23 protein-coding genes are annotated in these 24,447 nt (G+C 65.4%); 13 read left to right on the plus strand and 10 right to left on the minus strand.

Going from position 1 to position 24,447, the window contains the following annotated elements:
* The first annotated feature begins 9 nt into the window (after positions 1-9).
* A complete protein-coding gene (locus RTI28_RS09265; protein WP_316920172.1) occupies positions 10-1,176 on the plus strand; it encodes a patatin-like phospholipase family protein in 1,167 nt (388 codons plus the stop codon).
* 23 nt (positions 1,177-1,199) lie between these two features.
* Here the strand turns inward: RTI28_RS09265 and RTI28_RS09270 are convergent, their stop codons facing one another.
* Together RTI28_RS09270 and RTI28_RS09275 are read right to left on the minus strand one after the other, a co-directional pair.
* Complete coding sequence (locus RTI28_RS09270) at positions 1,200-1,985, minus strand: VacJ family lipoprotein (RefSeq protein ID WP_316920173.1); 786 nt, start codon at positions 1,983-1,985, stop codon at positions 1,200-1,202.
* A complete protein-coding gene (locus RTI28_RS09275) occupies positions 1,978-3,276 on the minus strand; it encodes a serine/threonine protein kinase (RefSeq protein WP_316920174.1) in 1,299 nt (432 codons plus the stop codon). Before RTI28_RS09275 ends, RTI28_RS09270 begins: the two co-directional genes overlap by 8 nt.
* Positions 3,277-3,514: 238 nt before the next feature.
* On the opposite strand from RTI28_RS09275, the gene RTI28_RS09280 reads away from it, so the two are divergent.
* The gene (locus RTI28_RS09280; protein WP_316920175.1) at positions 3,515-3,877 is read left to right on the plus strand and encodes a hypothetical protein; all 363 of its coding nucleotides are present in this window, start codon (positions 3,515-3,517) and stop codon (positions 3,875-3,877) included.
* A gap of 120 nt (positions 3,878-3,997) precedes the next feature.
* On the opposite strand, the gene RTI28_RS09285 is transcribed toward RTI28_RS09280, so the two are convergent.
* Positions 3,998-5,548, minus strand: a complete 1,551-nt coding sequence (locus RTI28_RS09285; RefSeq protein WP_316920176.1) for a beta (1-6) glucans synthase — start codon at positions 5,546-5,548, stop codon at positions 3,998-4,000.
* A gap of 332 nt (positions 5,549-5,880) precedes the next feature.
* On the opposite strand from RTI28_RS09285, the gene RTI28_RS09290 reads away from it, so the two are divergent.
* The 3 genes from RTI28_RS09290 to RTI28_RS09300 all read left to right on the plus strand — a co-directional run bounded on the left by RTI28_RS09290 (position 5,881) and on the right by RTI28_RS09300 (position 8,889).
* Positions 5,881-6,729, plus strand: coding sequence for a glycine betaine ABC transporter substrate-binding protein (locus tag RTI28_RS09290; RefSeq protein ID WP_042127942.1), 849 nt, complete (start codon positions 5,881-5,883; stop codon positions 6,727-6,729).
* A gap of 193 nt (positions 6,730-6,922) precedes the next feature.
* Complete coding sequence (locus tag RTI28_RS09295; RefSeq protein WP_316920177.1) at positions 6,923-7,234, plus strand: DUF485 domain-containing protein; 312 nt, start codon at positions 6,923-6,925, stop codon at positions 7,232-7,234.
* Entirely contained in the window at positions 7,231-8,889 is a 1,659-nt protein-coding gene (locus RTI28_RS09300; RefSeq protein WP_316920178.1) for a cation acetate symporter, read from the plus strand. The genes RTI28_RS09295 and RTI28_RS09300 overlap by 4 nt, the downstream gene beginning before the upstream one ends.
* A gap of 68 nt (positions 8,890-8,957) precedes the next feature.
* Here RTI28_RS09300 and RTI28_RS09305 read toward each other — a convergent pair whose 3' ends face one another.
* Positions 8,958-9,110, minus strand: a complete 153-nt coding sequence (locus RTI28_RS09305; protein WP_009407510.1) for a DUF3309 family protein — start codon at positions 9,108-9,110, stop codon at positions 8,958-8,960.
* A 221-nt stretch (positions 9,111-9,331) separates the two neighbouring features.
* Between RTI28_RS09305 and RTI28_RS09310 the strand changes: the two genes are divergently transcribed.
* The 3 genes from RTI28_RS09310 (at position 9,332) to csrA (ending at position 10,847) form a co-directional block, all read left to right on the plus strand.
* Positions 9,332-10,147, plus strand: a complete 816-nt coding sequence (locus tag RTI28_RS09310) for an SDR family oxidoreductase (protein ID WP_316920179.1) — start codon at positions 9,332-9,334, stop codon at positions 10,145-10,147.
* Positions 10,148-10,196: 49 nt separating this feature from the next.
* Entirely contained in the window at positions 10,197-10,532 is a 336-nt protein-coding gene (locus tag RTI28_RS09315; RefSeq protein ID WP_316920180.1) for a YnfA family protein, read from the plus strand.
* Positions 10,533-10,661: 129 nt separating this feature from the next.
* Positions 10,662-10,847, plus strand: coding sequence for a carbon storage regulator CsrA (gene csrA, locus RTI28_RS09320; protein ID WP_316920181.1), 186 nt, complete (start codon positions 10,662-10,664; stop codon positions 10,845-10,847).
* Here the strand turns inward: csrA and RTI28_RS09325 are convergent, their stop codons facing one another.
* The 5 genes from RTI28_RS09325 to mnmC all read right to left on the minus strand — a co-directional run bounded on the left by RTI28_RS09325 (position 10,848) and on the right by mnmC (position 18,193).
* A complete protein-coding gene (locus RTI28_RS09325; protein WP_042127954.1) occupies positions 10,848-11,075 on the minus strand; it encodes a YheU family protein in 228 nt (75 codons plus the stop codon). It lies immediately after the preceding gene.
* A 172-nt stretch (positions 11,076-11,247) separates the two neighbouring features.
* Positions 11,248-12,432 (minus strand): osmoprotectant NAGGN system M42 family peptidase, encoded by a 1,185-nt coding sequence (locus RTI28_RS09330; protein WP_316920182.1) that lies wholly within the window; start codon positions 12,430-12,432, stop codon positions 11,248-11,250.
* A gap of 14 nt (positions 12,433-12,446) precedes the next feature.
* Complete coding sequence (gene ngg, locus RTI28_RS09335) at positions 12,447-14,192, minus strand: N-acetylglutaminylglutamine synthetase (RefSeq protein ID WP_316920183.1); 1,746 nt, start codon at positions 14,190-14,192, stop codon at positions 12,447-12,449.
* Between the two features lie 3 nt (positions 14,193-14,195).
* Positions 14,196-15,983 carry an N-acetylglutaminylglutamine amidotransferase gene (locus RTI28_RS09340; protein WP_316920184.1) on the minus strand — a complete coding sequence of 596 codons (1,788 nt, stop codon included), beginning with the start codon at positions 15,981-15,983 and terminating at the stop codon, positions 14,196-14,198.
* A gap of 224 nt (positions 15,984-16,207) precedes the next feature.
* Positions 16,208-18,193 carry a bifunctional tRNA (5-methylaminomethyl-2-thiouridine)(34)-methyltransferase MnmD/FAD-dependent 5-carboxymethylaminomethyl-2-thiouridine(34) oxidoreductase MnmC gene (gene mnmC / locus RTI28_RS09345; protein WP_316920185.1) on the minus strand — a complete coding sequence of 662 codons (1,986 nt, stop codon included), beginning with the start codon at positions 18,191-18,193 and terminating at the stop codon, positions 16,208-16,210.
* A gap of 125 nt (positions 18,194-18,318) precedes the next feature.
* Here mnmC and pap point away from each other — a divergent pair, with 125 nt between their 5' ends.
* Complete coding sequence (gene pap / locus RTI28_RS09350) at positions 18,319-19,812, plus strand: polyphosphate:AMP phosphotransferase (protein WP_316920186.1); 1,494 nt, start codon at positions 18,319-18,321, stop codon at positions 19,810-19,812.
* A gap of 227 nt (positions 19,813-20,039) precedes the next feature.
* On the plus strand, positions 20,040-20,996 hold the full coding sequence (locus tag RTI28_RS09355) for a DMT family transporter (RefSeq protein ID WP_316920187.1): 957 nt from the start codon (positions 20,040-20,042) through the stop codon (positions 20,994-20,996).
* Between the two features lies 1 nt (position 20,997).
* On the opposite strand, the gene RTI28_RS09360 is transcribed toward RTI28_RS09355, so the two are convergent.
* On the minus strand, positions 20,998-22,392 hold the full coding sequence (locus RTI28_RS09360; RefSeq protein WP_316920188.1) for a class II fumarate hydratase: 1,395 nt from the start codon (positions 22,390-22,392) through the stop codon (positions 20,998-21,000).
* A 162-nt stretch (positions 22,393-22,554) separates the two neighbouring features.
* On the opposite strand from RTI28_RS09360, the gene RTI28_RS09365 reads away from it, so the two are divergent.
* The 3 genes from RTI28_RS09365 to RTI28_RS09375 all read left to right on the plus strand — a co-directional run bounded on the left by RTI28_RS09365 (position 22,555) and on the right by RTI28_RS09375 (position 24,444).
* Positions 22,555-23,082, plus strand: a complete 528-nt coding sequence (locus RTI28_RS09365) for a DUF2059 domain-containing protein (RefSeq protein ID WP_316920189.1) — start codon at positions 22,555-22,557, stop codon at positions 23,080-23,082.
* Positions 23,083-23,094: 12 nt separating this feature from the next.
* Positions 23,095-23,394 carry a BolA family protein gene (locus RTI28_RS09370; protein ID WP_316920190.1) on the plus strand — a complete coding sequence of 100 codons (300 nt, stop codon included), beginning with the start codon at positions 23,095-23,097 and terminating at the stop codon, positions 23,392-23,394.
* 114 nt (positions 23,395-23,508) lie between these two features.
* Complete coding sequence (locus RTI28_RS09375; RefSeq protein ID WP_316920191.1) at positions 23,509-24,444, plus strand: rhodanese-related sulfurtransferase; 936 nt, start codon at positions 23,509-23,511, stop codon at positions 24,442-24,444.
* Positions 24,445-24,447 lie beyond the last annotated feature (3 nt).

The following is a 24,447-nucleotide window of genomic DNA, read 5'->3' on the forward strand; positions in this document are numbered from 1 at the left end:
AGTACGCGCATGGCAGCAGCAGAACCGGTCACCGGCCTGATCCTTTCCGGAGGCGGTGCCCGTGCCGCCTATCAGGTCGGGGTCCTGGCGGGTATCGCCGACCTGCTGCCGCCAGGTGCGGCCAACCCCTTTCCGGTGATCGTCGGCACGTCGGCCGGGGCGATCAACGCGGTCACCCTGGCCAGTGGTGCCCTGCATTTCGCCGAGGCGATCCGCCGCCTGACCAGTTTCTGGCAGGGTTTCCGCAGTCACCAGGTGCTGCGCAGCGACTGGCCCGGGGTCGTGCGCCAGGCCAGTCGCTTCGTCGCCCACAGCCTGCTCGGCCTGGGCCGACAGGTGCCGGTGGCCTTGCTCGACAGCTCGCCCCTGCGCGGCCTTCTGAACGCTCACCTGGACCTGAGCGGCATCGGCCAGGCCATCGAGCAGCGTCACCTGCGCGCGGTAGCGGTGACCGCGTTCGGCTACGAGTCCGGCCAGGCGGTGACCTTCTACCAGGGCCGTGGCGCCATCGATCCGTGGCTGCGCCATCGGCGCATCGGTCTGCCGACGCGCCTGAGCATCGAGCACCTGCTGGCCAGTTCGGCGATTCCGCTGCTGTTCGCGCCGATCAAGCTCGGCCACGAATACTACGGCGATGGTGCGGTGCGCCAGTCGGCGCCGATCAGTCCGGCGCTGCACCTGGGCGCCAACCGCATCCTCGTGGTGGGGGTCAGCGGCAACCCGCGCGGTCCTTCGGACACCATGCCGCAGGCGCGGGTCTACAGCGGCCAGCCGCCGAGCCTGGCGCAGATCGGCGGGCATCTGCTCAACAGTACCTTCATCGACAGCCTGGAAGACGACCTCGAACTGCTCCAGCGCCTGAATCACCTGAGCCATCTGCTGCCGGCGCAGACTCACCCGCAGCGCCTGGGCCTGGCGCCGGTGGAGGTACTGGTGGTCGCGCCGAGCCAGCCGCTGGATGAAATCGCCGCGCGCCACCGGCGTGAGTTGCCGGCGGCGTTGCGTCTGTTCCTGCGCGGGCCGGGGGCGACCAAGACCAGCGGCGCCGGGGTGCTCAGCTATCTGTTGTTCGAGGCGGGGTATTGCAGCGAGCTGATCGAGCTTGGCCGGCGTGATGCCCTGGCCAAGAGTGTCCAACTGCGCAGCTTCCTCGGCCTGCCGGGGAGTCACGCCTGACGGCCCCCTTGTAGGAGCTCAGGTCACTCGGCGATCTGCAGCTTGCGCGACTCGGTATAGACGTAGCGCACCTTCTCGTACTCGAACGGCGAGTTCATCTGCCCGTAGCGGAAGTTGGTGGTGTAGCGCTTGTCGATGCTGCGCAGCACCCACAGCTCCGGATGGTCGCTGCTGACTTGCGCGACATTGAGGAAGTTGATCTGGTTCTCCGCGCTGTAGTCCACCACCAGGCCGCCGGTGTCGCGCAGGTTCGACGGGCCGAGGATCGGCAGCATCAGGTACGGGCCACCCGGTACGCCCCAGACCCCCAGGGTCTGGCCGAAGTCCTCGTTCTGCTTGGGCAGGCCCATCTTCGCCGCCGGGTCCCACAGGCCGAACACGCCGATGGTGGTGTTGAGCAGCAGGCGCCCGGTGATTTCCATGGAGCGCTTGCCCTTGAACTGCAGCAGGCTGTTGAGCAGGTTGGGCACGTCACCGATGTTGCTGAAGAAATTGCTCACGCCGCTGCGCAGGATTTCCGGGGTGACGTAGCGGTAGCCGTTGACCACCGGCAGGAACACCCATTGGTCGAAGCGGTAGTTGAAGTGATAGACGCGACGGTTCCACGACTCCAGCGGGTCGTATATCTCCAGGGCATTCAGGGTGGCGCGCTCGAACTCGCGCTGGTCCAGGCCGAGGTTGAATTTCAGTTCCTTGAGCGGTTCGGTGAAACCGTCGGTGTCGAGGGCGCTGGCCGTCGGCGCGGGCTCGTCGGCGAAGGCCGGTGCGGCAGACAGCAGCAGGGCGGTGATCAGCAGACGTTTAACCACGGAAAAACTCCAGCATGGCGTCGCTGTTGACGCGGTAATTGAGGTTGCCGCAATGGCCGCCATGGGGGTACAGGGTCAGCCGGTCGCCGAAGGTCTTGCGCAGGAACCCGATGTCGCCGGGGCCGAGGATCAGGTCGTCGGCGTTGTGCATCACGGCGATCTTCGGCGACTTGCTGAGATAGTCCTGCAGGGCGTAGAGGCTGACCTGGTCGATCAGTTGCAACAGGCTGCCGCCGTCGGTGCGGGCGCGCCACATGGGGATCACCTGCTCGGTCAGGTAGCAGTCGAAGTCGCACTGCAGCGCGCGCTTGAAGAAGGGCGTCAGGCTGCTGCTCTCGGTGATCGGGAATTTCGGCGGGATGATCAGGCCGCGGCGGTTGATCAGGTCCGAGGTGAAGGCGATGTCGGCGGCGGAGAAACGGAAGGAGCTGCCGATCAGCATGGCCATCTGTTCGTTGGACAGGTGCTGGCGCGACTGCTGGAAGTCGTAGAGCAGGGCATCGTTGAGGTCGATGTAGCCTTTCTGCTGGAAGTAGCGGGTCAGCTTGTTGAGAACCAGCTCATAGAAGTTGGTGTGGCTGGTGACACCCTTGACCTCGGTCTGTACCAGGCGATCGAGGTTGCTGATCGAGGTGTACAGGTTCACCGGCGGGTTGAGCAGCAGCACGCGCTTGAAGTTGAAGCTGCGCCGGGTCTCGTCGAGGTGGGCGACGAACGCCGCGTCGAGGGCGCCGAGGCTGTAGCCGCTGAGGTAGAACGCCTTCACCGGCAGCCGTGGGTGCTGCGCGCGCACGCCCTGCATGACCCGGTAAAGGTCCTCGGCGTCCTCGCTGCTGACCCCCGGCGTGGCGAAGCGCGACGCCGCGCTCATGAAGTCGTAGCTGGTCGGCGAGGACAGCTGCACCACATGGAAACCGGCCTTGTAGTAGAGGCGCTTGAGGTACTCGTTGATGCTGGCGTTGAACGGCGCGCCGGTGCCGGCGATGAGGAAGATCAGCGGCGCTTCGTGGTCCTGGCGGGCCAGGCGGTAGGTCAGCTTCTTCACCGGCCAGAAGTTGTCCGGCAGGGTGAAGGCGCGCTCGGGGCGCAGGTTCAGGTTGTAGTCGTTCTGGGTGATGTCATCGTCCGTGGGCAGCTCGGGACGCAGGTCCGGCGGCGTGGTGGCGATGGTCGCCTCGAAGGGATTGGTCAGTGGATAGCCGTAGGTGGCGGCATCGATGTCCGCCGCCATCGCGGACGCGCTCAACAGTAGGCCGCCCAGCCAGGCAGCGAGGCGCAGTGGTCGAAACATGACGGATCCCCGGAAAAGACAAAAAACTCGTTGCACCCTAGGACACTTGTGTGACGAAAGAAGTTGCCAAGTGCCACTGTCTTTGTTGTCCCGGATGTTGCCGCGCCGGGCTTGGCCACGGCAACAACAGGTTGCATTTTCCTTTGCGGTAAAAATAGCCGAGGCGGGCGCTTTCGCCTTGCGTAGACGCTCCGGGGGATTATGCTGGGCGCCGATTTTTCTGTTTCTGGAGTACTCCATGTCATCGCGTTTGCCATTTATCGCTTTGTTGCTGTTCCTGCCGCTGTGGCTGGCTGCCAGCTACGGCGTGCGTTACGGCTTCATGGAGGATGCGCAGTGGGTGGGGATCTGTTCGGCGCAGGTGCAGACCTGGGAATGCCAGGTGCGGTCAGCGCTGGGGCTGACCATTCATTTCCGCATTCTCGCCTGGATCGGCCTGGGGCTGGCGCTGCTGGCCAGTTTCGTGCCGCGGCGGACGGGCTGGTGGCTGGCGGTGGCGGCGCTGGTGGCGGGGATTCCGGCGTTGGTGCTGTATACCGCGAGCATCGCGGTGTTCGCGGTGGTGCTGGCGGGGTTGAGGCTGGTCAGGAAGACTCGGTAATCAGGCTTTGGGCCTGCTTTGCAGGCCTTCGCAGGCAAGCCAGCGCCTACAGAGGCATCGCGCGTTATCCGTAGGAGCGTGGCTTGCCCGCGAAGGGCCGCATAGAGGCCCCAAAACCATTCACTGCCGGACCCGCAGGCATCTCCACAAAGCGACAGCCATCACGGCGCTGACCAGCGCCCAGATCCAGGCCTGCTGGCTTTCCAGCCCTTCCCGGTACAACTGCGGTGCAATGCCCACACCCACGATGAAGGTCAGCAACGCCACCTCCGCCCGCGGCACCCGCACCGGCCGCAGCAGGTACACCAGCGCTGGCAGCACGAACGCGGCACTCGGGAAGCTGCGATAACGCGGATCGAACACCAGCGCCAGTACGCTCACCGCTGCCGCGAAGCCCGCCGCCACGACCCACCAGCCGGCCCGCGCTTCCAGCCAGCCGAACACCCGCTCACGCCAGCCCTCGCGGTACGCCAGGGCCAGCGCGCCATGGGCCAGCACCAGCAGGTTCAGCCCCGCCAGCAATACCACCCACAGCCATTCGCCCATGAAGCGGCTGTTGGTCCGCGCCAGCTCGCCCCACAAGCCAAGACTCGCCGCGCCGATCGCCGCCAGCAGCGGCAGGGCCAGGGCATTGCGCGTCCCCCTCGCCGGCCCGGCCAGCGCCAGTACGCCGATGAACAGCGCCACCCCGGCCGCCAGCCACTGCGGCCAGAACGCCAGGTTGCTCACCGGTCCTTCGAGCACGCCCTTGTCCTGGCGATCGGCGTCGTACAGCCCCCAGTAGCCACCCACCGCGCCTTCGCTGGCGCGTTTCCAGGGCTGGTCGAAGGCTTCGATCAGGTTGTAGTGCCAGCCGTTCTGCTCGGCCATGGCCACGAAGCCGCGAATGAAGCGCGCCTCGTTGACCCGGCTGGGCAGGGCGGTTTCGCGCTGGCGACCCTCGCTGGGCCAACCGGTCTCGCCGATGAGGATGTCCTTCGGTGCGAACTTGTTGCCGAAGACCTGGCGGATCTCGCCGACATGGGCCAGGGCATCGTCGATGCCGCGCGGGTCGTCTTCCCAGTAGGGCAGCAGGTGGATGGTCAGGAAGTCCACCGCCGGGGCGATCTGCGGGTGCTGCAGCCAGAATTCCCAGACATCGGCGTAGGTCACCGGCACCTGCACCTGGCTCTTCACCCGGGCGATGAGCTCGGCCAGGCGATCGCCAGTGACCTCCTTGCGCAGCAGCGTCTCGTTGCCGACGATCACCGCGCGGACCACGTCCGGGTTGGCGTTGGCCGAGGCGATCAGGGCGACGATCTCCTTCTCGGTATCCACCGGATTGCCATTGACCCAGGCCCCCAGCATCACCTTCAACCCGTGCTTGCGGGCGATGGCCGGGATCTCCTCGAGACCGGTCATGGAATAGGTGCGGATGCACTCGAAGCGTTTCGACAGCAGCGCGAGGTCGGCATCGATGCGTTCCGGGCGCAGGGTGAAGGGCTGGTCGAAGGGCGACTGGTCCTTGTCGAACGGGGTGTAGGACGCGCACTGCAGCTTGTGCGTGGCGCTGGCGGCGTCGGGCAGCAGCACCGGCTTGCCGAGCCCGTACCAGAGCCCGCCGAGGGCGAACAGGGCGAGCAGGCAGGCGAACAGGTAAGGCGGCAGCGCAGAGCGGGCGGTCGAAGACATGGAGCGATCCGGTGAGGCAACAAAGCCGCCAATACTACCTGCAAATTCCCGCGGTTTTTCCTTCGGCATGCAAAGTTCGGGCGGGTTTGCCGGAGGCCCCCGTGTCGCGGGCAGGTGCTGGCTATATGGTGTCGTTTCTCGATGTTTCGAGGTCGCTGACAGAGCAGGTTCGTCGCGAGCCGGGGTTGATGATGGACGCCATCAGTACTCCGCTGATGCGGTCCTGGTCCAGGCTTTGAGGCGTGAAGGGGGCGCCGTGCACCAGAACAAGACGTAGCCCGATCTGCGTCGGGCGCTCGACTCTATCCGTGAAGTGACAAGGGGAAGCTTTGATGAAAATGCGACGACTCCTGGGGGCGACCACCGCCCTGGCATTGGCCTTCAGCGCCGCTCAGGCGATGGCCAAGGAAGTGAGCATCGGTTATGTGGATGGCTGGTCCGACAGTGTGGCGACCACCCATGTGGCCGCCGAGGTCATCAAACAGAAGCTGGGCTATGACGTGAAACTCATGCCGGTGGCCACCGGCATCATGTGGCAGGGGGTCGCCACCGGCAAACTCGATGCCATGCTCTCCGCCTGGCTGCCGGTCACCCACGGCGAGTACTGGACCAAGAACAAGGACAACGTGGTCGACTACGGTCCGAACTTCAAGGACGCCAAGATCGGCCTGATCGTCCCTGAATACGTCAAGGCGCAGTCGGTGGCCGACCTCAAGACCGAGGAAGGCTTCAAGAAGAAGATCGTCGGCATCGATGCCGGCTCCGGGGTAATGCTCAAGACCGACCAGGCGATCAAGGACTACGAGCTCACCGGCTACAAACTGCAGGCCAGCTCCGGCGCGGCGATGACCGCCGAACTGGGCCGTGCCTACGACAAGAAGCAGGACATCGCGGTGACCGGCTGGGTGCCGCACTGGATGTTCGCCAAGTGGAAACTGCGTTTCCTCGAAGACCCGAAAGGCGTGTACGGCGCCGCCGAGACCGTGAACAGCATCGGCAGCAAGGAACTGGCGGGCAAGGCGCCGGAAGTCGCCGAGTTCCTGAAGAAGTTCTCCTGGCAGTCGAAGGACGAAATCGGCGAGGTCATGTTGGCCATTCAAGAGGGCGCCAAGCCCGACGCGGCCGCCAAGGACTGGGTCGCCAAGCACCCCGAGCGCGTGGCCGAGTGGACCGGCAAATAATGGCTTGATGCCTCTATTCCGAGCCTCCCAGGGCCGCCCCCGGATCTTCCGGCGGGCGGCCTTGTCGTTCATGGGTTGTTACCGGATTCGCAAGAGACTGTTACATCTAAGACTAAGGTCGTCTGGAGCGCGTCCATGGGCAGCATAAAGTGGTGACGGGTTCTACCTAATCTGTGCTGCGAGGACAAAAACAATGAACGACAGCATTTACCTCTCGATACAAAACAGCCCGCGGTTCAAGGAGCTGGTGTCAAAACGCGAGCGCTTCGCCTGGATTCTCTCGGTGATCATGCTCGGCCTGTACTCTGCTTTCATCCTGCTGATTGCCTACGGTCCCCAGATTCTCGGATCGAAGATCAGTCCCGACTCGTCGATCACCTGGGGCATTCCCCTCGGCGTGGGCCTGATCCTCTCGGCCTTCATCCTCACCGGCATCTACGTACGTCGTGCCAATGGCGAGTTCGATGAGCTGAACAACGCAATCCTCAAGGAGGCTCAGCAATGATCCGGCGTGTACTGGCAACCCTGGCCATCGGCGCGTTCGCACCCGCCGTCTGGGCCGCCGACGCCCTCACCGGCGAGGTGCAGAAGCAACCGTTGAACGTCGCGGCGATCCTGATGTTCGTCGCCTTCGTCGGTGCCACCCTGTGCATCACCTACTGGGCTTCCAAGAAAAACAACTCGGCGTCCGACTACTACGCCGCCGGCGGCAAGATCACCGGCTTCCAGAACGGCCTGGCGATCGCTGGCGACTACATGTCCGCGGCGTCCTTCCTGGGCATTTCCGCCCTGGTGTTCACCTCCGGCTACGACGGCCTGATCTACTCGATCGGCTTCCTCGTCGGCTGGCCGATCATTCTCTTCCTGATCGCCGAACGCCTGCGCAACCTGGGTAAATACACCTTCGCCGACGTGGCCTCGTATCGCCTCGGGCAGAAGGAAATCCGTACCCTGTCGGCCTCCGGTTCGCTGGTGGTGGTGGCCTTCTACCTGATCGCGCAGATGGTCGGTGCCGGCAAGCTGATCCAGCTGCTGTTCGGTCTGGACTACCACATCGCAGTGATCCTGGTCGGCATCCTGATGTGCATGTACGTGCTGTTCGGCGGCATGCTGGCGACCACCTGGGTGCAGATCATCAAGGCGGTGCTGCTGCTCTCCGGTGCCAGCTTCATGGCGCTGATGGTGATGAAGCACGTCAACTTCGACTTCAGCCAGCTGTTCTCGCAAGCCATCGCCGTGCACCCGAAAGGCGAGGCGATCATGAGCCCCGGCGGCCTGGTGAAAGACCCGATCTCGGCCTTCTCCCTGGGTCTGGCGCTGATGTTCGGTACCGCCGGCCTGCCGCACATCCTGATGCGCTTCTTCACCGTGAGCGACGCGAAGGAAGCCCGCAAGTCGGTGTTCTACGCCACCGGTTTCATCGGCTACTTCTACATCCTGACCTTCATCATCGGCTTCGGCGCGATCCTGCTGGTCAGCACCAACCCGACCTTCAAGGACGCCGCCGGCGCCCTGATCGGCGGCAACAACATGGCAGCGGTGCACCTGGCCGACGCGGTGGGCGGCAGCATCTTCCTCGGCTTCATCTCGGCGGTCGCCTTCGCCACCATTCTCGCGGTGGTTGCCGGCCTGACCCTGGCCGGTGCCTCGGCGGTGTCCCATGACCTGTACGCCAGCGTCTGGCGCAAGGGCAAGGCCAACGAGAAGGACGAGATCCGCGTTTCGAAGATCACCACCATCGCCCTGGCGATCCTCGCCATCGGCCTGGGCATCCTCTTCGAAAGCCAGAACATCGCGTTCATGGTCGGCCTGGCGTTCTCCATCGCGGCGAGCTGCAACTTCCCGGTGCTGCTGCTCTCGATGTACTGGAAGAAGCTGACCACCCGTGGCGCCATGATCGGCGGCTGGATGGGCCTGATCAGTGCCGTGGCGCTGATGATCCTCGGCCCGACCATCTGGGTGCAGATCCTGCATCACGAGAAGCCGATCTACCCGTACGAGTACCCGGCGCTGTTCTCGATGCTGATTGCCTTTGCCGGTATCTGGTTCTTCTCGATCACCGACAAGTCCAAGGCAGCTGAAGACGAACGTGCACTGTTCTTCCCGCAGTTCGTTCGCTCGCAGACCGGCCTGGGTGCCAGTGGTGCGGTTTCCCACTGATCCTTCGCGCCAATGAAAAAGACGGCCCTCGCGGGGCCGTCTTTTTTTGCCCGTGTTTCAGGCGCGGATCATATGTAGCCGAGCAACAGCAGTATCAGCAGGACGATCAGCACCGTGCCTATGACCCCGGACGGCCCGTAACCCCAGCTCCGGGAGTGCGGGAAGACCGGGAGACCCCCGATCAGCAGCAGGATCAGGATGATGATCAGGATTGTGCCCATGACGGATTCCTCTGGTTTCGGTCGGATGGGCAGACCTGCTGTTCAGGTCCGCTTGTAGTTGCGACTGCTGACGGACGGAGAAAGTTTAATCGGCCTCGCGCAATGCCCCGCACCGTCCCGCGTTTTGCCCCCGCCATTCAGCAACCTGATAGCGGTCCAGCCCGGCCGCGCCCTTCGCTACACTGCCCCTCACCGACCCAAAGCACACAAGGCAGCTGTCTATGCAGAACCGCATGATGATCACCGGCGCAGGCTCCGGACTGGGGCGCGAGATCGCGCTGCGCTGGGCCCGCGAGGGCTGGCGACTGGCATTGAGCGATGTCGGCGAGGAGGGCCTCAAGCAGACCCTGGCCATGGTCCGCGACGCCGGCGGCAGCGGTTTCATCCAGCGCTGCGACGTGCGCGACTACAGCCAGCTGGTCGCCCTGGCCCAGGCCTGCGAAACGCAGTTCGGCGGTATCGATGTGATCGTCAACAACGCCGGCGTGGCCTCCGGTGGCTTCTTCGCCGAACTGTCGCTGGAGGACTGGGACTGGCAGATCGCGATCAACCTGATGGGCGTGGTCAAGGGCTGCAAGGCCTTCCTGCCGCTGCTGGAGCAGAGCAAGGGCAGGATCATCAACATCGCCTCCATGGCCGCGCTGATGCAGGGCCCGGCGATGAGCAACTACAACGTGGCCAAGGCCGGTGTGGTGGCGCTGTCCGAGAGTCTGCTGGTGGAGCTGCGGCAACTGGACATCGGCGTGCATGTGGTCTGCCCGTCGTTCTTCCAGACCAACCTGCTGGACTCGTTCCGCGGTCCGACCCCGGCGATGAAGGCCCAGGTCGGCAAGCTTCTGGAAAGCTCGCCGATCAGCGCCGCGGATATCGCCGAGTACATCTGGCAGCAGGTCGCCCGTGGCGAGTTCATGATCCTGCCCCACGAGCAGGGGCGCATGGCCTGGCATCTCAAGCAGCACGACCCGCAGGCGCTCTACGACGAGATGGCGAGCATGGCGGAAAAGATGCGTGCCAAGGCCCGTCCGGGGCAATCCTGAGTCGACCCGTCAGGTATCCTTGGCGTTTTTGCCAGCACCGGGGATACCTGTGACCAACTACTTGCTGTTCTTCCTCGCCGCGGTCTTCGAGATCGCCGGCTGCTACGCCTTCTACCTGTGGTTGCGGCTGGACAGGAGCGCCTGGTGGATCGCCCCGGCGCTGCTCAGCCTGACCCTGTTCGCCCTGCTCCTGACCCGGGTCGAGGCGGCCTACGCCGGACGCGCCTATGCCGCCTACGGCGGGATCTACATCGTCACTTCGCTGCTGTGGCTGGCGTTCGTCGAGAAGGGCCGGCCGCTGGGCAGCGACTGGCTCGGCGCGGCGCTGTGCGTGGCGGGGGCGACGGTCATCCTGCTAGGCCCGCGGCTACACAGCGCGAGCTGAATTTGTAGGACTTTTCAGTAGGTGTATTCCGTTACTGTTGTAGGTCAACTCTTTTAGCCAGTCAGAGTATTGAAGCGGACTACACCGAAGACCAGTCTCCGAATTCATCTTGAAATGGAGGATTCGGGAATGTTGGTCATAGGACGCGAGATTGGCGAGGTCATCAACATCGGCAATGACATCAAGCTCAAGGTGATCGCCGTGGACGGTGGCACCGTGCGCTTCGGCATCAGCGCGCCGCGCAACGTGGAAATCCATCGCGCGGAGATCTACCAGCGGCTGGTGGCGGAGCTGGACAAGCAGAAGGCCGGCTGATCAGTCGAACAGTTCCTTCGGTACGTCGTGCTTGGGCAGCAGCTGGCATTGCTGGCTGTCCATGTCGAAGAGGATGAACGCCTGGCCCTTGGCCAACGCCTGGCGCACCCGCAGCACCCGGGTTTCCAGCGGGGTGTCGTCGCCGTTGTCGGTACCGTCGCGGGTGACGAAGTCCTCGATCAGGCGGGTGAGGGTTTCGGCTTCGAGCTGGTCGTAAGGGATGAGCATGGTGGGGGCTTCGTCAGAGGTAATGGCACATGCTACCTGTGTTTGTCCTCGAGGGCCTCATCGCCGGCAAGCGGAACGCCGCCCGGCCCCACAGGTTCAGCATGCACCGCGAAATCTGTGGGAGCTGGCCGGGCGGCGTTCCGCTTGCCAGCGATGAGGCCCTCAAAATCACCTAATTCCTCTGCCCCAGCACCTCATCCACCGTCGGCACCCGGGTATCGCTCTCCATCTGCGCGTCATGCTCCAGCTGATGACTGAAGCGCTCCAGCGAACTCCCCGCCGGATGCGAATCGGCGGCGAACACCGGTGGACTCAGCAGGTAGGCGCCGAGCAGGCGACTCAAGGCCGCCAGGCTGTCGATATGGGTGCGCTCGTAGCCGTGGGTCGCATCGCAACCGAAGGCCAGCAACGCGGTACGGATGTCGTGCCCGGCGGTGATCGCCGAGTGCGCGTCGCTGAAGTAGTAGCGGAACAGGTCGCGCCGTACCGGCAGGTGGTGCTCATTGGCCAGGTGCAGCAGATGCCGTGACAGGTGGTAGTCATAGGGACCCGACGAATCCTGCATCGCCACGCTCACCGCATGTTCGCTGGACTGCTGCCCGGGCGCGACCGGGGCGATGTCGATGCCGACGAATTCGCTGACATCCCAGGGCAGGGCGCCCGCGGCGCCGGAGCCGGTTTCCTCGGTGATGGTGAACAGCGGATGGCAGTCGATCTGCGGCTGCTGGCCGCTCTCGACGATGGCCTTGAGCGCCGCCAGCAGTGCCGCGACCCCGGCCTTGTCATCCAGGTGGCGGGCGCTGATGTGGCCGCTTTCGGTGAATTCCGGCAGCGGATCGAAGGCGACGAAGTCACCGATGTTGATGCCCAGCGATTCGCAGTCGGCGCGGGTCGCGCAGTAGGCGTCCAGGCGCACTTCGATGTGCTCCCAGCTCACCGGCATCTGGTCGATCGCAGTATTGAAGGCATGACCGCTGGCCATCAGCGGCAACACGCTGCCGCGCAGCACGCCGCTGTCGGTGAACACGCTGACCCGGCTGCCCTCGGCGAAACGGCTCGACCAGCAGCCCACCGCGGCCAGGCCGAGCCGGCCGTTGTCCTGCAGGGTGCGCACGCTGGCGCCGATGGTGTCGAGGTGGGCGGAGACGGCACGGTCGGGGGAGTTCCTGCGACCCTTGAGGGTGGCGCGAATGGTGCCGCGCCGGGTCAGTTCGAAGGGAATCCCCAGTTCTTCCAGGCGTTCGGCGACGTAGCGCACGATGGTGTCGGTAAACCCGGTGGGACTGGGGATCGCCAGCATTTCCAGGAGGACTTTCTGCAGGTAGTTCAGGTCCGGTTCGGGTAGTGGGGCGGACATAGGCACTCCTTCACTCATGGCGTCGGCCGGCTGTGCGGGAACAGCAGGTCGACGAAGCGTTCGGCGACGGGCTGCGGCTCGTGGTTGGCCAGGCCGACCCGTTCGTTGGCTTCGATGAACACGTACTCCGGCTGCTCGGCGGCACGAACCATCAGGTCCAGGCCGACCACCGGGATATCCAGGGCGCGCGCGGCCTGCACCGCGGCCTCGGCCAGCGCCGGATGCAGGCGCGCGGTGACGTCTTCCAGGCAGCCGCCGGTGTGCAGGTTGGCGGTGCGGCGTACGGCCAGGCGCTGCCCGGCCGGCAGCACGCTGGCGTAGTCGAAACCGGCGGCGCGCAGCGTGCGCAGGGTTTCCTCGTCCTGCGGGATGCGACTCTCTCCGCCACTGGCGGCCTGGCGCCGGCGGCTTTGCGCCTCGATCAACTGGTCGATGCTGTGCAGGCCGTCGCCGATCACTTGCGCCGGATGGCGGATCGCCGCGGCGACGACTTCGAAGCCGATCACCACGATGCGCAGGTCGAGGCCTTCGTGGAAGCTCTCCAGCAGGACCCGGCTGTCGAAGCGGCGCGCCGTTTCGATGGCCTGGTCGAGTTCGTCGAGGCTGGTGAGGTTGACCGCCACGCCGTTGCCCTGTTCGCCATCCACCGGCTTGACCACCAGCGCGCCGTGCTCCTGGAGGAACGCCAGGTTGGCGTCGGCGTCGCCGGCCAGGCGCTGCGCCGGCAGTTTCAGGCCGGCGGCGGCGAGGCAGCGGTGGGTCAGTTGCTTGTCCTGGCACAGGGTCATGCTCACCGCGCTGGTCAGGTCGCTCAGCGACTCGCGGCAGCGCACCCGCCGGCCGCCGTGGCTGAGGGTGAACAGCCCGGCGTCGGCGTCATCCACCTGGACATCGATGCCGCGACGGTAGGCTTCCTCGACGATGATCCGCGCATAGGGATTGAGCCCGGCCTGCGGGCCCGGGCCGAGAAACAGCGGCTGGTTGATGCCGTTCTTTCGCTTGACCGCGAAGGTCGGCAGGGTGCGGAAGCCCAGCTTGGCGTACAGGCGCTTGGCCTGGCGGTTGTCATGCAGCACCGAGAGATCGAGGTGGCTGAGCCCGCGACTCATGAAGTGCTCGATCAAATGCCGTACCAGCACTTCGCCGACCCCCGGGCGGGTGGTGTTCGGGTCCACGGCCAGGCACCAGAGGCTGCTGCCCAGTTCCGGATCGTCGAAGGCCTTGAGGTGGTTGAGGCCCATGACGCTGCCGATCACCGCGCCGCTGGTCTCGTCCTCGGCCAGCCAGTACACCGGTCCGCCGAGATGGCGCGGGGTGAGCAGGCTGGTATTGACCGGGAGCATGCCGCGGCCTTGGTACAGGCTATTGATCGCCTGCCAGTCCTCGTCGCTCTGCGCGCGGCGGATGCGAAAGCCGCGAAACACCCGGCTGGCCGGGCGGTAGTCGCTGAACCACAGGCGCAGGGTGTCGGAGGGATCGAGAAAGAGCTGCTGTGGCGCATGGGCCAGCACCTGCTGCGGGGCTGCGACATACAAGGCGATATCGCGCTCGCCGGGACGCTCCTGCAGCAGCGCGGTGGCCAGTTGCGCGGGCTCGGGCCAGGTGTGACCGATCAGCAGCCGGCCCCAGCCGCAGTGCAGGGCGCGCGGCTGGTCGCTGGGCTCGTTGCCGTCGCCGGCCAGGCGCGCCTGCAGGCGTTCGTAGGACGGCACCTGGCCGCGCAGCAGGCGCTGGCCGTAAGCGGTTGCGTGGGCTTTCATCGGTCAGATTCCTTGTTCGCTGAGCCACAGGTTGAGGGCTGCCAGTTGCCAGAGTTTCGAACCGCGCAGCGGGGTGAGCTGACCGTGCGGGTCGCTCAGCAGGCGGTCGAGCATCGCCGGGTTGAACAGCCCGCGATCCTGGCTCGGGTCCAGCAGCAGCTCGCGCACCCAGTCCAGGGTCGCGCCTTGCAGGTGCTTGAGGCCGGGCACCGGGAAATAGCCTTTCCTGCGGTCGATCACCTCGCTGGGGATGACCAGGCGCGCGGCTTCCTTGAGCACCTGCTTGCCGCCGTCCGGCAGCTTGAAGCGCGGCGGAATGCGCGCCGACAGCTCGACCAGGCGGTAGTCGAGAAACGGCGTGCGCGCTTCCAGGCCCCAGGCCATGGTCATGTTGTCGACCCGCTTCACCGGGTCGTCCACCAGCATCACCGTGCTGTCCAGGCGCAGTGCCTTGTCCACCGCGTCGCGGGCGCCGGGCTGGGCGAAGTGCTGGCGGACGAAGTCGCCGGCGGCGTCGTGCTCCAGCAACCAGGGCAACTGCACGGTGTCGCGGTATTCGTCGTGGCTGCGGTCGAAGAACGCCGCGCGATAGGCCGCCAGCGGGTCGGCGGCGCCGTCCACCTGCGGGTACCAGTGGTAGCCGGCGAACAGCTCGTCGGCGCCCTGGCCGCTCTGCACCACCTTGCAGTGCCGGGCCACTTCCCGCGAGAGCAGGTAGAAGGCGATGCAGTCGTGGCTGACCATCGGCTCGCTCATGGCGCGGAAGGCCGCGGGCAGCTGGGTGATGATCTCCCGTTCGTCGATGCGCAACTGGTGGTGGCGGGTGCCGTAGTGACGGGCGATCAGGTCGGAATACTGGAACTCGTCTCCGCGCTCGCCGCCGGCATCCTCGAAACCGATGGAGAAGGTCGACAGGTCGTCCACGCCGACCTCGCGCAACAGGCCGACCAGCAGGCTGGAGTCGACGCCACCGGAGAGCAGCACGCCGACATCCACCGCTGCGCGCTGGCGGATCGCCACGGCCTGGCGGGTGCTGTCCAGCACGCGGTCGCGCCAGTCTTCCAGGGTCAGCGCCTGTTCATCGGTATGCGGGCCGTAGTGCAGGCTCCACCATTGCTGCTGCTCGACGCGGCCCTGGACGTCGATGCGCATCCAGGTGGCTGCCGGCAGTTTCTCGACATTCGCCAGCAGGGTGCGTGGCGCGGGGACCACGGCGTGGAAATTCAGGTAGTGGTTGAGGGCCACCGGGTCCAGCACCGGGTCGATATCGCCCCCCTTGAGCAGGGCGGGCAGGGTCGAGGCGAAGCGCAGGCGCTCGCCGCTGCGCGACAGGTACAGCGGCTTGACGCCGAGACGGTCGCGGGCCAGGAACAACTGCTGTCTGTCGCGCTCCCAGATGGCCAGGGCGAACATGCCGTTCAGGCGTGGCAGCAGTTGCTCGCCCCAGGCGTGATAGCCCTTGAGCAGGACTTCGGTATCGCCTCGGGAATGGAAGGTGTAGCCGAGGTCTTCCAGCTCGCGGCGCAGTTCGGGGTAGTTGTAGATCGCGCCGTTGAAGGCCAGGGCCAGGCCCAGTTGATTGTCGACCATGGGCTGCGCCGAGGCGTCGGACAGGTCCATGATCTTCAGGCGACGGTGACCGAGGGCGATCGGACCCTGGCTGAAAAAGCCCCAGGCGTCGGGGCCGCGAGGGGCCAGGTGATGGGTGATCCGCTCGACCGCGGCGAGGTCCGCCGGGCGCGATGGGGTGGCGACGGGGGTGAAACGAAACTCTCCAGCTAATCCGCACATAAGTCCTTACCGGTTTTGCCGTTGGGGAAAGTGCCCGAACAAGGGGCACTCAGGAACTGACCGGTGCGAATCCTGTGAGTTTTAGATCGATATGGAATAACTGCTCAATGGCTGCCTGGGGAGGTTTGTTGTTCTTCAGGGCCTCATCGCGGGCAACGCCCGCTCCTACAAGGTTCAGTGTCGCCGCGGACAGTGTGGGAGCGGGCATTGCCCGCGATTGGCCCTCAAGCCTTGCCGCGCTTGAGCTCGCGCAACATGAAGCGATTCGGATGGCAGGCCTCGGCGATCTCCCGGGGCACCGGCAAGGCATCGCCGTTGATCCAGGCCGCCACCAGCTCGCCGCACAGCGGTGCGGTGATCAGTCCGCGCGAGCCATGCCCGCTGTTGATATACAGGCCTTCCAGCCACGGGCAAGGCGCGTCGGGCACCTGCCGGGCATTCTTCGCCAGCGCGGCGTAGGTCCCGGCAAAGGCTTCGGCATCGGCCAGGGGCCCCACCAGCGGCAGGTAATCCGGAGAGGTGCAGCGAAACGCCGCGCGCCCCTGCAGGCGCTGCGGGTCCAACTGATCGACCGCCAGGCGCTCGGCCAGATCGGTGGAGATCTCGCGCAGCAATTCCAGGTTGCTGCGATGTTCCTCCGCCGTCGGCGTCAGGTCGCTGCCATGGAAGTCGAAGCTGGCGCCCAGGGTATGTTCGCCATGCCGCGGGGGCGCCACGTAGCCGTCGGCGCACACCACGGTGTGCAGGGCCTGGCTCGCTGCGGTCAGCGGCAGACGAGTGATCTGCCCGCGAATGCGCTTGAGCGGCAGCCCGGCGCACCCTTCGAAGCGGCGAATGTCCGCAGCGCCGGCGAGCACCACGACCGGCGCCTCGGCCAGCACCCGCTCGCCATCGAGGGCCTGCCACTGGCCATCGACCCGGCGCAGTTGCAGTACGTCGTGATGAGTGAGCAGACGCACGTTCGCCTGTCCCGTCTGCCAGTGGCACAGGGCCGGCGGGTGCACCCAGCCACCTTCGGGATAGAACAGGCCGCCACTGGGCAGCGGCACGCCGGCCACCGCTTCGGCCTGCTGGCGATCCAGGCGCTGCACCAGTTCCTCGCTGAAGGCTCCGGCCAGTTGCGCCTGGCGCTGGTCTTCCTTGGTGTCGAAGGCCAGTTGCAGTACGCCGCAGTCGTCCCAGTCGCTGCCCCGTTGCAGGCGCTGGAGCAGACGGCGGGTATGGCCGAAGCCGCTGACGATCAGTTGCGACAGCAGCGTGCCGTGGGCGGACAGCTTGAGATAGAGCACGCCCTGTGGGTTGCCCGAGGCCTCGCTGGCCGCCTGCGCGTGGCGCTCCAGCAGGCTGACCTGCCAGCCGCGGGCGGCCAGGCTGGCAGCGCTGGCGCAACCGGCAAGACCGGCGCCGATCACCAGGGCATGGCGCGCACCGCTCGCCAGCGGGGGGCGTCGATACCAGGGCGCCACGGCAGGCCATGGCTGTGGTTCGGGCGCGGTATTGAACAGGCCGCGAAGGATCTCCCATTTCTTGCCGATCCCCGGAATCCGCTTCATCGAGAAGCCCACCGCGATCAGCGCGCGGCGCACCCAGCCGGTGCTGGTGAAGGTGCCCAGGGTAGTCCCGGGGCGCGACAGCCGGGCCAGTTGGGCGAACAACTCCGGGGTCCACATGTCCGGGTTCTTCGCCGGGGCGAAGCCATCGAGGAACCAGGCGTCGATGTGCCCGTCGAGCTTTTCGAACTGCTCGCGGGCGTCGCCGATCATCAGGGTCAGGCTGACCCGGCCGTTGTCGAAGAGAAACTGCTGATAACCCGCGTGCACCGCCACGTACTGTTCCAGCAGCGCCGTGCCCTGCAGCGCCAGGTCGGGCCAGAGGGCGAGGGCGCGGGTCAGGTCGTCGCGGGTCAGGGGAAACTTCTCGGCGCTGATGAAATGCAGGCGCGCAGTGGGCGCGGCGCAGCGCTCGAAAAGCTGCCAGGCACAGAGAAAATTCAGCCCGGTACCGAACCCGGTTTCGCCGATCACCAGGCACTCGCCCGCGGCCAGCGCGCTGAAACGCTGGCGCAGATCGTTCTGCTCGATGAACACGTGGCTGGTTTCCTCCAGGCTCTGGTCCTTGGAGAAATAGATGTCGTCGTACTGCCGCGAATAGGGGCGGCCCAGTTCGTCCCAGTCGATCTGGGCGTGGCGGGGGGCGGGCGTGTCGGTCATGAAAGGGCTCGGCAACAGCGGATCGGCCATTCTAGCTGATCACCGGAGCGCTGTTTGATCTGGCGCAACCCGGACAAAAGCAATGGCAATCCGCTAGTCTTGCTTATCCAAGAAGGGAGCCTGGTATGTTCGAATCCGCTGAAATCGGTCACTCGATCGACAAAGAAACCTACGAAGCCGAGGTGCCCGCCCTGCGCGAGGCCCTGCTCGAAGCCCAGTTCGAACTCAAGCAGCAGGCGCGTTTCCCGGTAATCGTGCTGATCAACGGCATCGAGGGCGCGGGCAAGGGCGAGACGGTCAAGCTGCTGAGCGAATGGATGGACCCGCGTCTGATCGAAGTGCGCACCTTCGACCAGCAGAGCGACGAGGAACTTGCCCACCCGCCGGCCTGGCGCTACTGGCGTGCGCTGCCGGCCAAGGGGCGCATGGGCGTGTTCTTCGGCAACTGGTACAGCCAGATGCTGCAGGGCCGGGTCGATGGTCGTTTCAAGGACGCCGTGCTGGACCAGGCCATCAGTGGCGCCGAGCGCCTGGAGCAGATGCTCTGCGATGAAGGCGCGCTGATCTTCAAGTTCTGGTTCCACCTGTCCAAGAAGCAGATGAAGGCCCGGCTCAAGACCCTGAAGAAAGACCCGGTGCACCGCTGGCGGATCAGCCCGCTGGACTGGGAGCAGTCGGAGACCTACGACCGTTTCGTGCGCTTCGGCGAGCGGGTGTTGCGCCGCACCAGCCGCGATTACGCACCCTGGCATGTGATCGAGGGTGCCGACCCGTACTACCGCAGCCTGGCGGTGGGCAAGATCCTGCTCGAAGGCCTGCAGAATGCGTTGAAGGCCGAGGGCAACATCAAGGCGCCGACGCCGATCGCGCCGTTGGGCGAGAGCATCGACAAGCTCAGCCTGCTCGAAGCGCTCGACCTCAGCGTGCACCTGGACAAGCAGGACTACGAAAAGCAACTGCTCAAGGAGCAGGCGCGCCTGGCCGGCCTGCTGCGCGACAAGCGCATGAAGCAGCACGCCCTGGTGGCGGTATTCGAAGGCAACGACGCGGCGGGCAAGGGCGGGGCGATCCGTCGGGTCGCGGCGGCGCTGGACCCGCGCCAGTACCGCATCGTGCCGATCGCCGCACCGACCGAGGAAGAGCGTGCGCAGCCTTACCTGTGGCGCTTCTGGCGACATATTCCGGGGCGTGGCACCTTCACCATCTTCGACCGTTCCTGGTACGGCCGGGTGCTGGTCGAGCGGGTCGAGGGGTTCTGCTCGCCGGCCGACTGGATGCGCGCCTATGGCGAGATCAACGACTTCGAGGAGCAACTGAGCAACGCTGGCGTGGTGGTGGTCAAGTTCTGGCTGGCGATCGACCAGCAGACCCAGCTGGAGCGTTTCCAGGAACGCGAGGAGATTCCGTTCAAGCGCTTCAAGATCACCGAGGAAGACTGGCGCAACCGCGACAAGTGGAACCTGTATGCCCGCGCCGTGGGCGACATGGTCGACCGCACCAGCACCGAGATCGCGCCATGGACCCTGGTGGAGGCCAATGACAAGCGCTGGGCGCGGATCAAGGTCCTGCGCACCATCAACGAGGCGCTGGAAGCGGCGTTTCGCAAGCACAAGAAATAAGCGTTGGATCTGGGGCCGCTGTGCGGCCCTTCGCGGGCAAGCCACGCTCCTACGGCGGTGCGCGTTCCCGTAGGAGCGTGGCTTGCCCGCGAAGGACCGCACAGCGGTCCCGATCATCTCCATGTCGCTCCCAGACCAGCACAGTTGTTCCCCAACTGTCACTGTGTAATCCCTTTCCTACGCCCTAGACTCCACCCCTCCACCACCCCGGGATTATCGAGGCCGTCATGCATACCACCTCCGGACGCTGGGCGTACGGGCTGTTCCTCGCGTTGTTGACCGCCGTGCTGTGGGGCATCCTGCCGGTCAAGCTGAAGCAAGTGCTGCAGGTCATGGACCCGATCACCGTCACCTGGTATCGCCTGCTGGTCTCCGGCAGCCTGTTGTTCGCCTGGCTGGCGGCGACCCGTAGGCTGCCGTCGTTCGCGCCACTGGGGCGGCGCGGAAAAGGCCTGGTGGCGATCTGCACCCTGGGCCTGGTGGGCAACTACGTGCTCTATCTGGTCGGCCTCAAGCTGGTCAGCGCCGGCACCGCGCAGTTGGTAGTGCAGATCGGCCCGGTGCTGTTGCTGGTGGGCAGCGTGCTGGTGTTCAAGGAGCGTTTCAGCGTCGCCCAGGGGATTGGCCTGGCGCTGCTGCTGGCGGGGTTCGGCCTGTTTTTCAACCAGCGTCTGCAAGAGCTGCTCACCTCGCTGAGCGGCTACACCACCGGCGTGCTGGTAATCCTCCTGGCCTCGTTGGTCTGGGTGTTCTATGCCCTGGGCCAGAAGCAACTGCTGACGGTATGGAACTCGATGCAGGTGATGATGGTGATCTATCTGTTCTGCGCCCTGTTGCTCACGCCCTGGGCGCAGCCGCTGGAGGTGCTGCGCCTGAGTGCGCTGCAGGGCTGGCTGCTGCTGGCCTGCTGCCTGAACACCCTGGTGGCCTACGGGGCGTTCGCCGAAGCGCTGGCGCACTGGGAAGCCTCGCGGGTCAGCGCGACCCTGGCGATCACGCCGCTGGTGACCTTCGTCGCCGTCGCCCTGGCCGCCTGGCTGTGGCCGGACCTCGTCATAGCCGAGCAGATCAACGGCCTGGGCTATTTCGGCGCCCTGGTGGTGGTGCTGGGCTCGGCGCTGACCGCGCTGGGGCCGTCGCTCAGCGCCGGCTGGAAGGCCAGGCGCGCACGCCTGGCCGGCTGACTCAGCCTTTGCCGCCCGCTTCGAGCATCTGTTCGGGGCGGACCCACTGGTCGAACTGCGCATCGGTCAGGTAACCCAGGGTCAGCGCCGCCTCGCGCAGGGTGGTGCCTTCCGAGTAGGCCTTCTTGGCGATTTCCGCCGCCTTGTCGTAGCCGATATGCGGGTTCAGCGCGGTCACCAGCATCAGCCCGCGCTCCAGGTGCGCGGCCATCTGCTGCGGATCCGGCTCGATGCCGGCGACGCAGTGCTGCTGGAAGTTGCGGCAGCCATCGGCGAGCAACTCGATCGACTGCAGCAGGTTGTGGATGATCACCGGCTTGAACACGTTCAACTGCAGATGCCCCTGGCTCGCCGCGAAGCTGATCGCGGTGTCGTTGCCCAGAACCTGGCAGGCCAGCATCGACAGGGCCTCGCACTGGGTCGGGTTGACCTTGCCGGGCATGATCGAACTGCCTGGCTCGTTGGCCGGCAGACGCACTTCGGCCAGGCCCGCGCGTGGGCCCGAGCCGAGCAGGCGCAGGTCGTTGGCGATCTTCATCAGGGCCACCGCCAGGGTTTTCAGGGCGCCGGCGAGGCTGGTCAGCGGTTCGTGCCCGGCCAGGGCGGCGAATTTGTTCGGCGCGGTGATGAATGGTAGCCCCGACAAGGCCGCCAGCTCCGCGGCGATGGCCTCGGCAAAGCCATGCGGTGCGTTCAGCCCGGTACCCACCGCGGTCCCGCCCTGGGCCAGCTCGCATACCGCCGGCAGCGTGGCGCGAATCGCGCGCTGGGCATAGTCGAGCTGGGCGACCCAGGCGGAAACCTCCTGGCCGAAGGTGATCGGCGTGGCGTCCATCATGTGCGTGCGCCCGGTCTTGACCAGGTGCGTGTGCCGCGCCGACAGCTCGGCAAGACCCGAGGACAGTTCGGCGATGGCCGGCAGCAACTGTTCCTGCACGGCCTGGGCGGCGGCGATGTGCATGGCGGTGGGGAAGCAGTCGTTGGAGCTCTGCGAGCGGTTGACGTGATCGTTGGGGTGCACCGGGTCCTTGCCGCCACGCCCCTTGCCGGCCAGTTCGTTGGCGCGACCGGCGATCACCTCGTTGACGTTCATGTTGCTCTGGGTGCCGCTGCCGGTCTGCCAGACCACCAGCGGGAACTGGTCGTCGTGCTCGCCATCGAGCACTTCGTCGGCGGCCTGTTCGATCAGCCGGGCGATATTGGCGGGCAGGTCGCCGTTGCGGTCGTTGACCCGGGCGGCGGCTTTCTTCACCAGGGCCAGCGCGTGCAGGACCGCCAGCGGCATGCGTTCCTTGCCGATGGCGAAGTTGATCAGCGAGCGCTGCGTCTGCGCGCCCCAGTAGACCTGGTCCGGAACTTCCACGGGGCCCAGGCTGTCAGTTTCGATGCGGCTCATGTGCTACCCACTCCTTATGCAAGATGCCAGGTTTGACCAGACAGTTTAGGTGCCGATTCCAAAGGCCGGTTCCATAGCCCACTCGTCCTATTGAGCGGTTGCGTCCCTCGGCGCAGAATGCTCTACGCTGGAAACACTCACTTACTCTTTTAAGGAACACCGATGACCCGTCTCCGCGCCCTCTGCACGGCTGTTGCGCTGGTCTGCGCCACTGGCCAGGTATTCGCCGCCAGCGCCAGCCACGAGGCTGCCGCTGAAAAATTCCTCCTGCTCGCCCACGCCGACAAGCTTCCAGCACCGGTCTACGGTCAAGTGCAGCAGATGTTCGCCCAGCGTTTCGAGCAGACCAAGGCTCCGGCCTCGAAGAAATCCGTGCTCGACAGCTACCAGGCCAAGGCCAACGCCGCCCTGGACAACAACATCGGCTGGAACAAGCTCAAGCCGGACATGGTCAAGCTCTACACCAGCGCCTTCAGCGAGCAGGAACTGAAGGACCTGGTGGCCTTCTACCAATCGCCACTGGGCAAGAAAGTCCTGGAAACCATGCCGCGCGTCACCCAGCAGTCGGCCCAGCTGACCCAGCAGAAGCTGGAAGGCGCGGTGCCGGTGGTCAACAAGCTGCTGGCCGACATGACCAACGAACTGGACCCGAACGCCGGCAAGGCCGCCGCTCCGGCCAAGAAGCCGTAAGCGGAGTCGCCGATGTCGATGCAACAGAAGATCGAACAGAGCCTGGGCGCGCTGGCGCCCCTGCACCTGCAGGTTCTGGACGAGAGCCACATGCACAGCCGTGGCGTGGAAACCCACTACAAGGCGGTGCTGGTCAGCGAGCAGTTCGAGGGCCTGAACAGCGTCAAGCGGCACCAGAAGGTCTACGCCACCCTCGGCGACCTGATGGGGCAGTTCCATGCGCTGGCGCTGCACACCTACACCCCGCAGGAATGGGCAAAGACCGGCGCCGCGCCGGCGTCGCCAACCTGCGCCGGAGGCAGCAAGCACTGATTTCACTGTCGGTTTTTGCTAGACTCCGCACCCGCGCCGCTTGTCGGCGCGTTTTTATTTGTATTTCTGACCCGGTCCGCCCTTTGCGAGGGTGACCACTGGAGAGTTGCAAGCATGACCCAATCCATCGTCGTGGCGGCGTTGTACAAGTTCGTCACCCTGGAAGACTACGTCGAACTGCGCGAGCCGCTGCTGGCCTGCATGGAAGCCAACGGTGTCAAAGGCACCCTGCTGCTGGCCGAGGAAGGCATCAACGGCACCGTTTCCGCCACCCGCGAAGGCATCGACGGCCTGCTGGCCTGGCTGCGCCAGGACCCGCGCCTGGTGGATGTCGACCACAAGGAATCCTACTGCGACGAACAGCCGTTCTATCGCACCAAGGTCAAGCTGAAAAAAGAGATCGTCACCCTCGGCGTGCCGGGCGTGGACCCGAACAAGGCGGTCGGGACCTACGTCGAACCGCAGGACTGGAACGCCCTGATCAACGACCCTGAAGTGTTGCTGATCGACACCCGCAACGACTACGAAGTGGCCATCGGCACCTTCGAGGGCGCCATCGATCCGAAGACCACGACCTTCCGCGAGTTCCCAGACTACATCAAGGCCAACTTCGACCCGACGCGGCACAAGAAGGTCGCCATGTTCTGCACCGGTGGCATCCGCTGCGAGAAGGCGTCCAGCTATATGCTCGGCGAGGGTTTCGAAGAGGTCTATCATCTTAAGGGCGGGATCCTGAAATATCTTGAAGAGGTTCCTCAGGATCAGAGCAAGTGGCAGGGCGACTGCTTCGTCTTCGACAACCGGGTCACTGTGCGTCACGACCTCAGCGAAGGCGATTACGATCAGTGCCACGCTTGCCGCCATCCGGTCAGTGTCGAGGACCGGGCCTCGGAGCACTATTCGCCAGGCATCAGCTGCCCGCATTGCTGGGACAGCCTGAGCGAGAAGACCCGGCGTAGTGCCATCGACCGGCAGAAGCAGATCGAACTGGCCAAGGCCCGCAACCAGCCGCACCCGATCGGATTCAACTACCGCAAAGCCGAGGTGTGATGC

The organism is Pseudomonas sp. zfem002 (genome assembly GCF_032621685.1).
Lineage (GTDB): Bacteria > Pseudomonadota > Gammaproteobacteria > Pseudomonadales > Pseudomonadaceae > Aquipseudomonas > Aquipseudomonas japonica.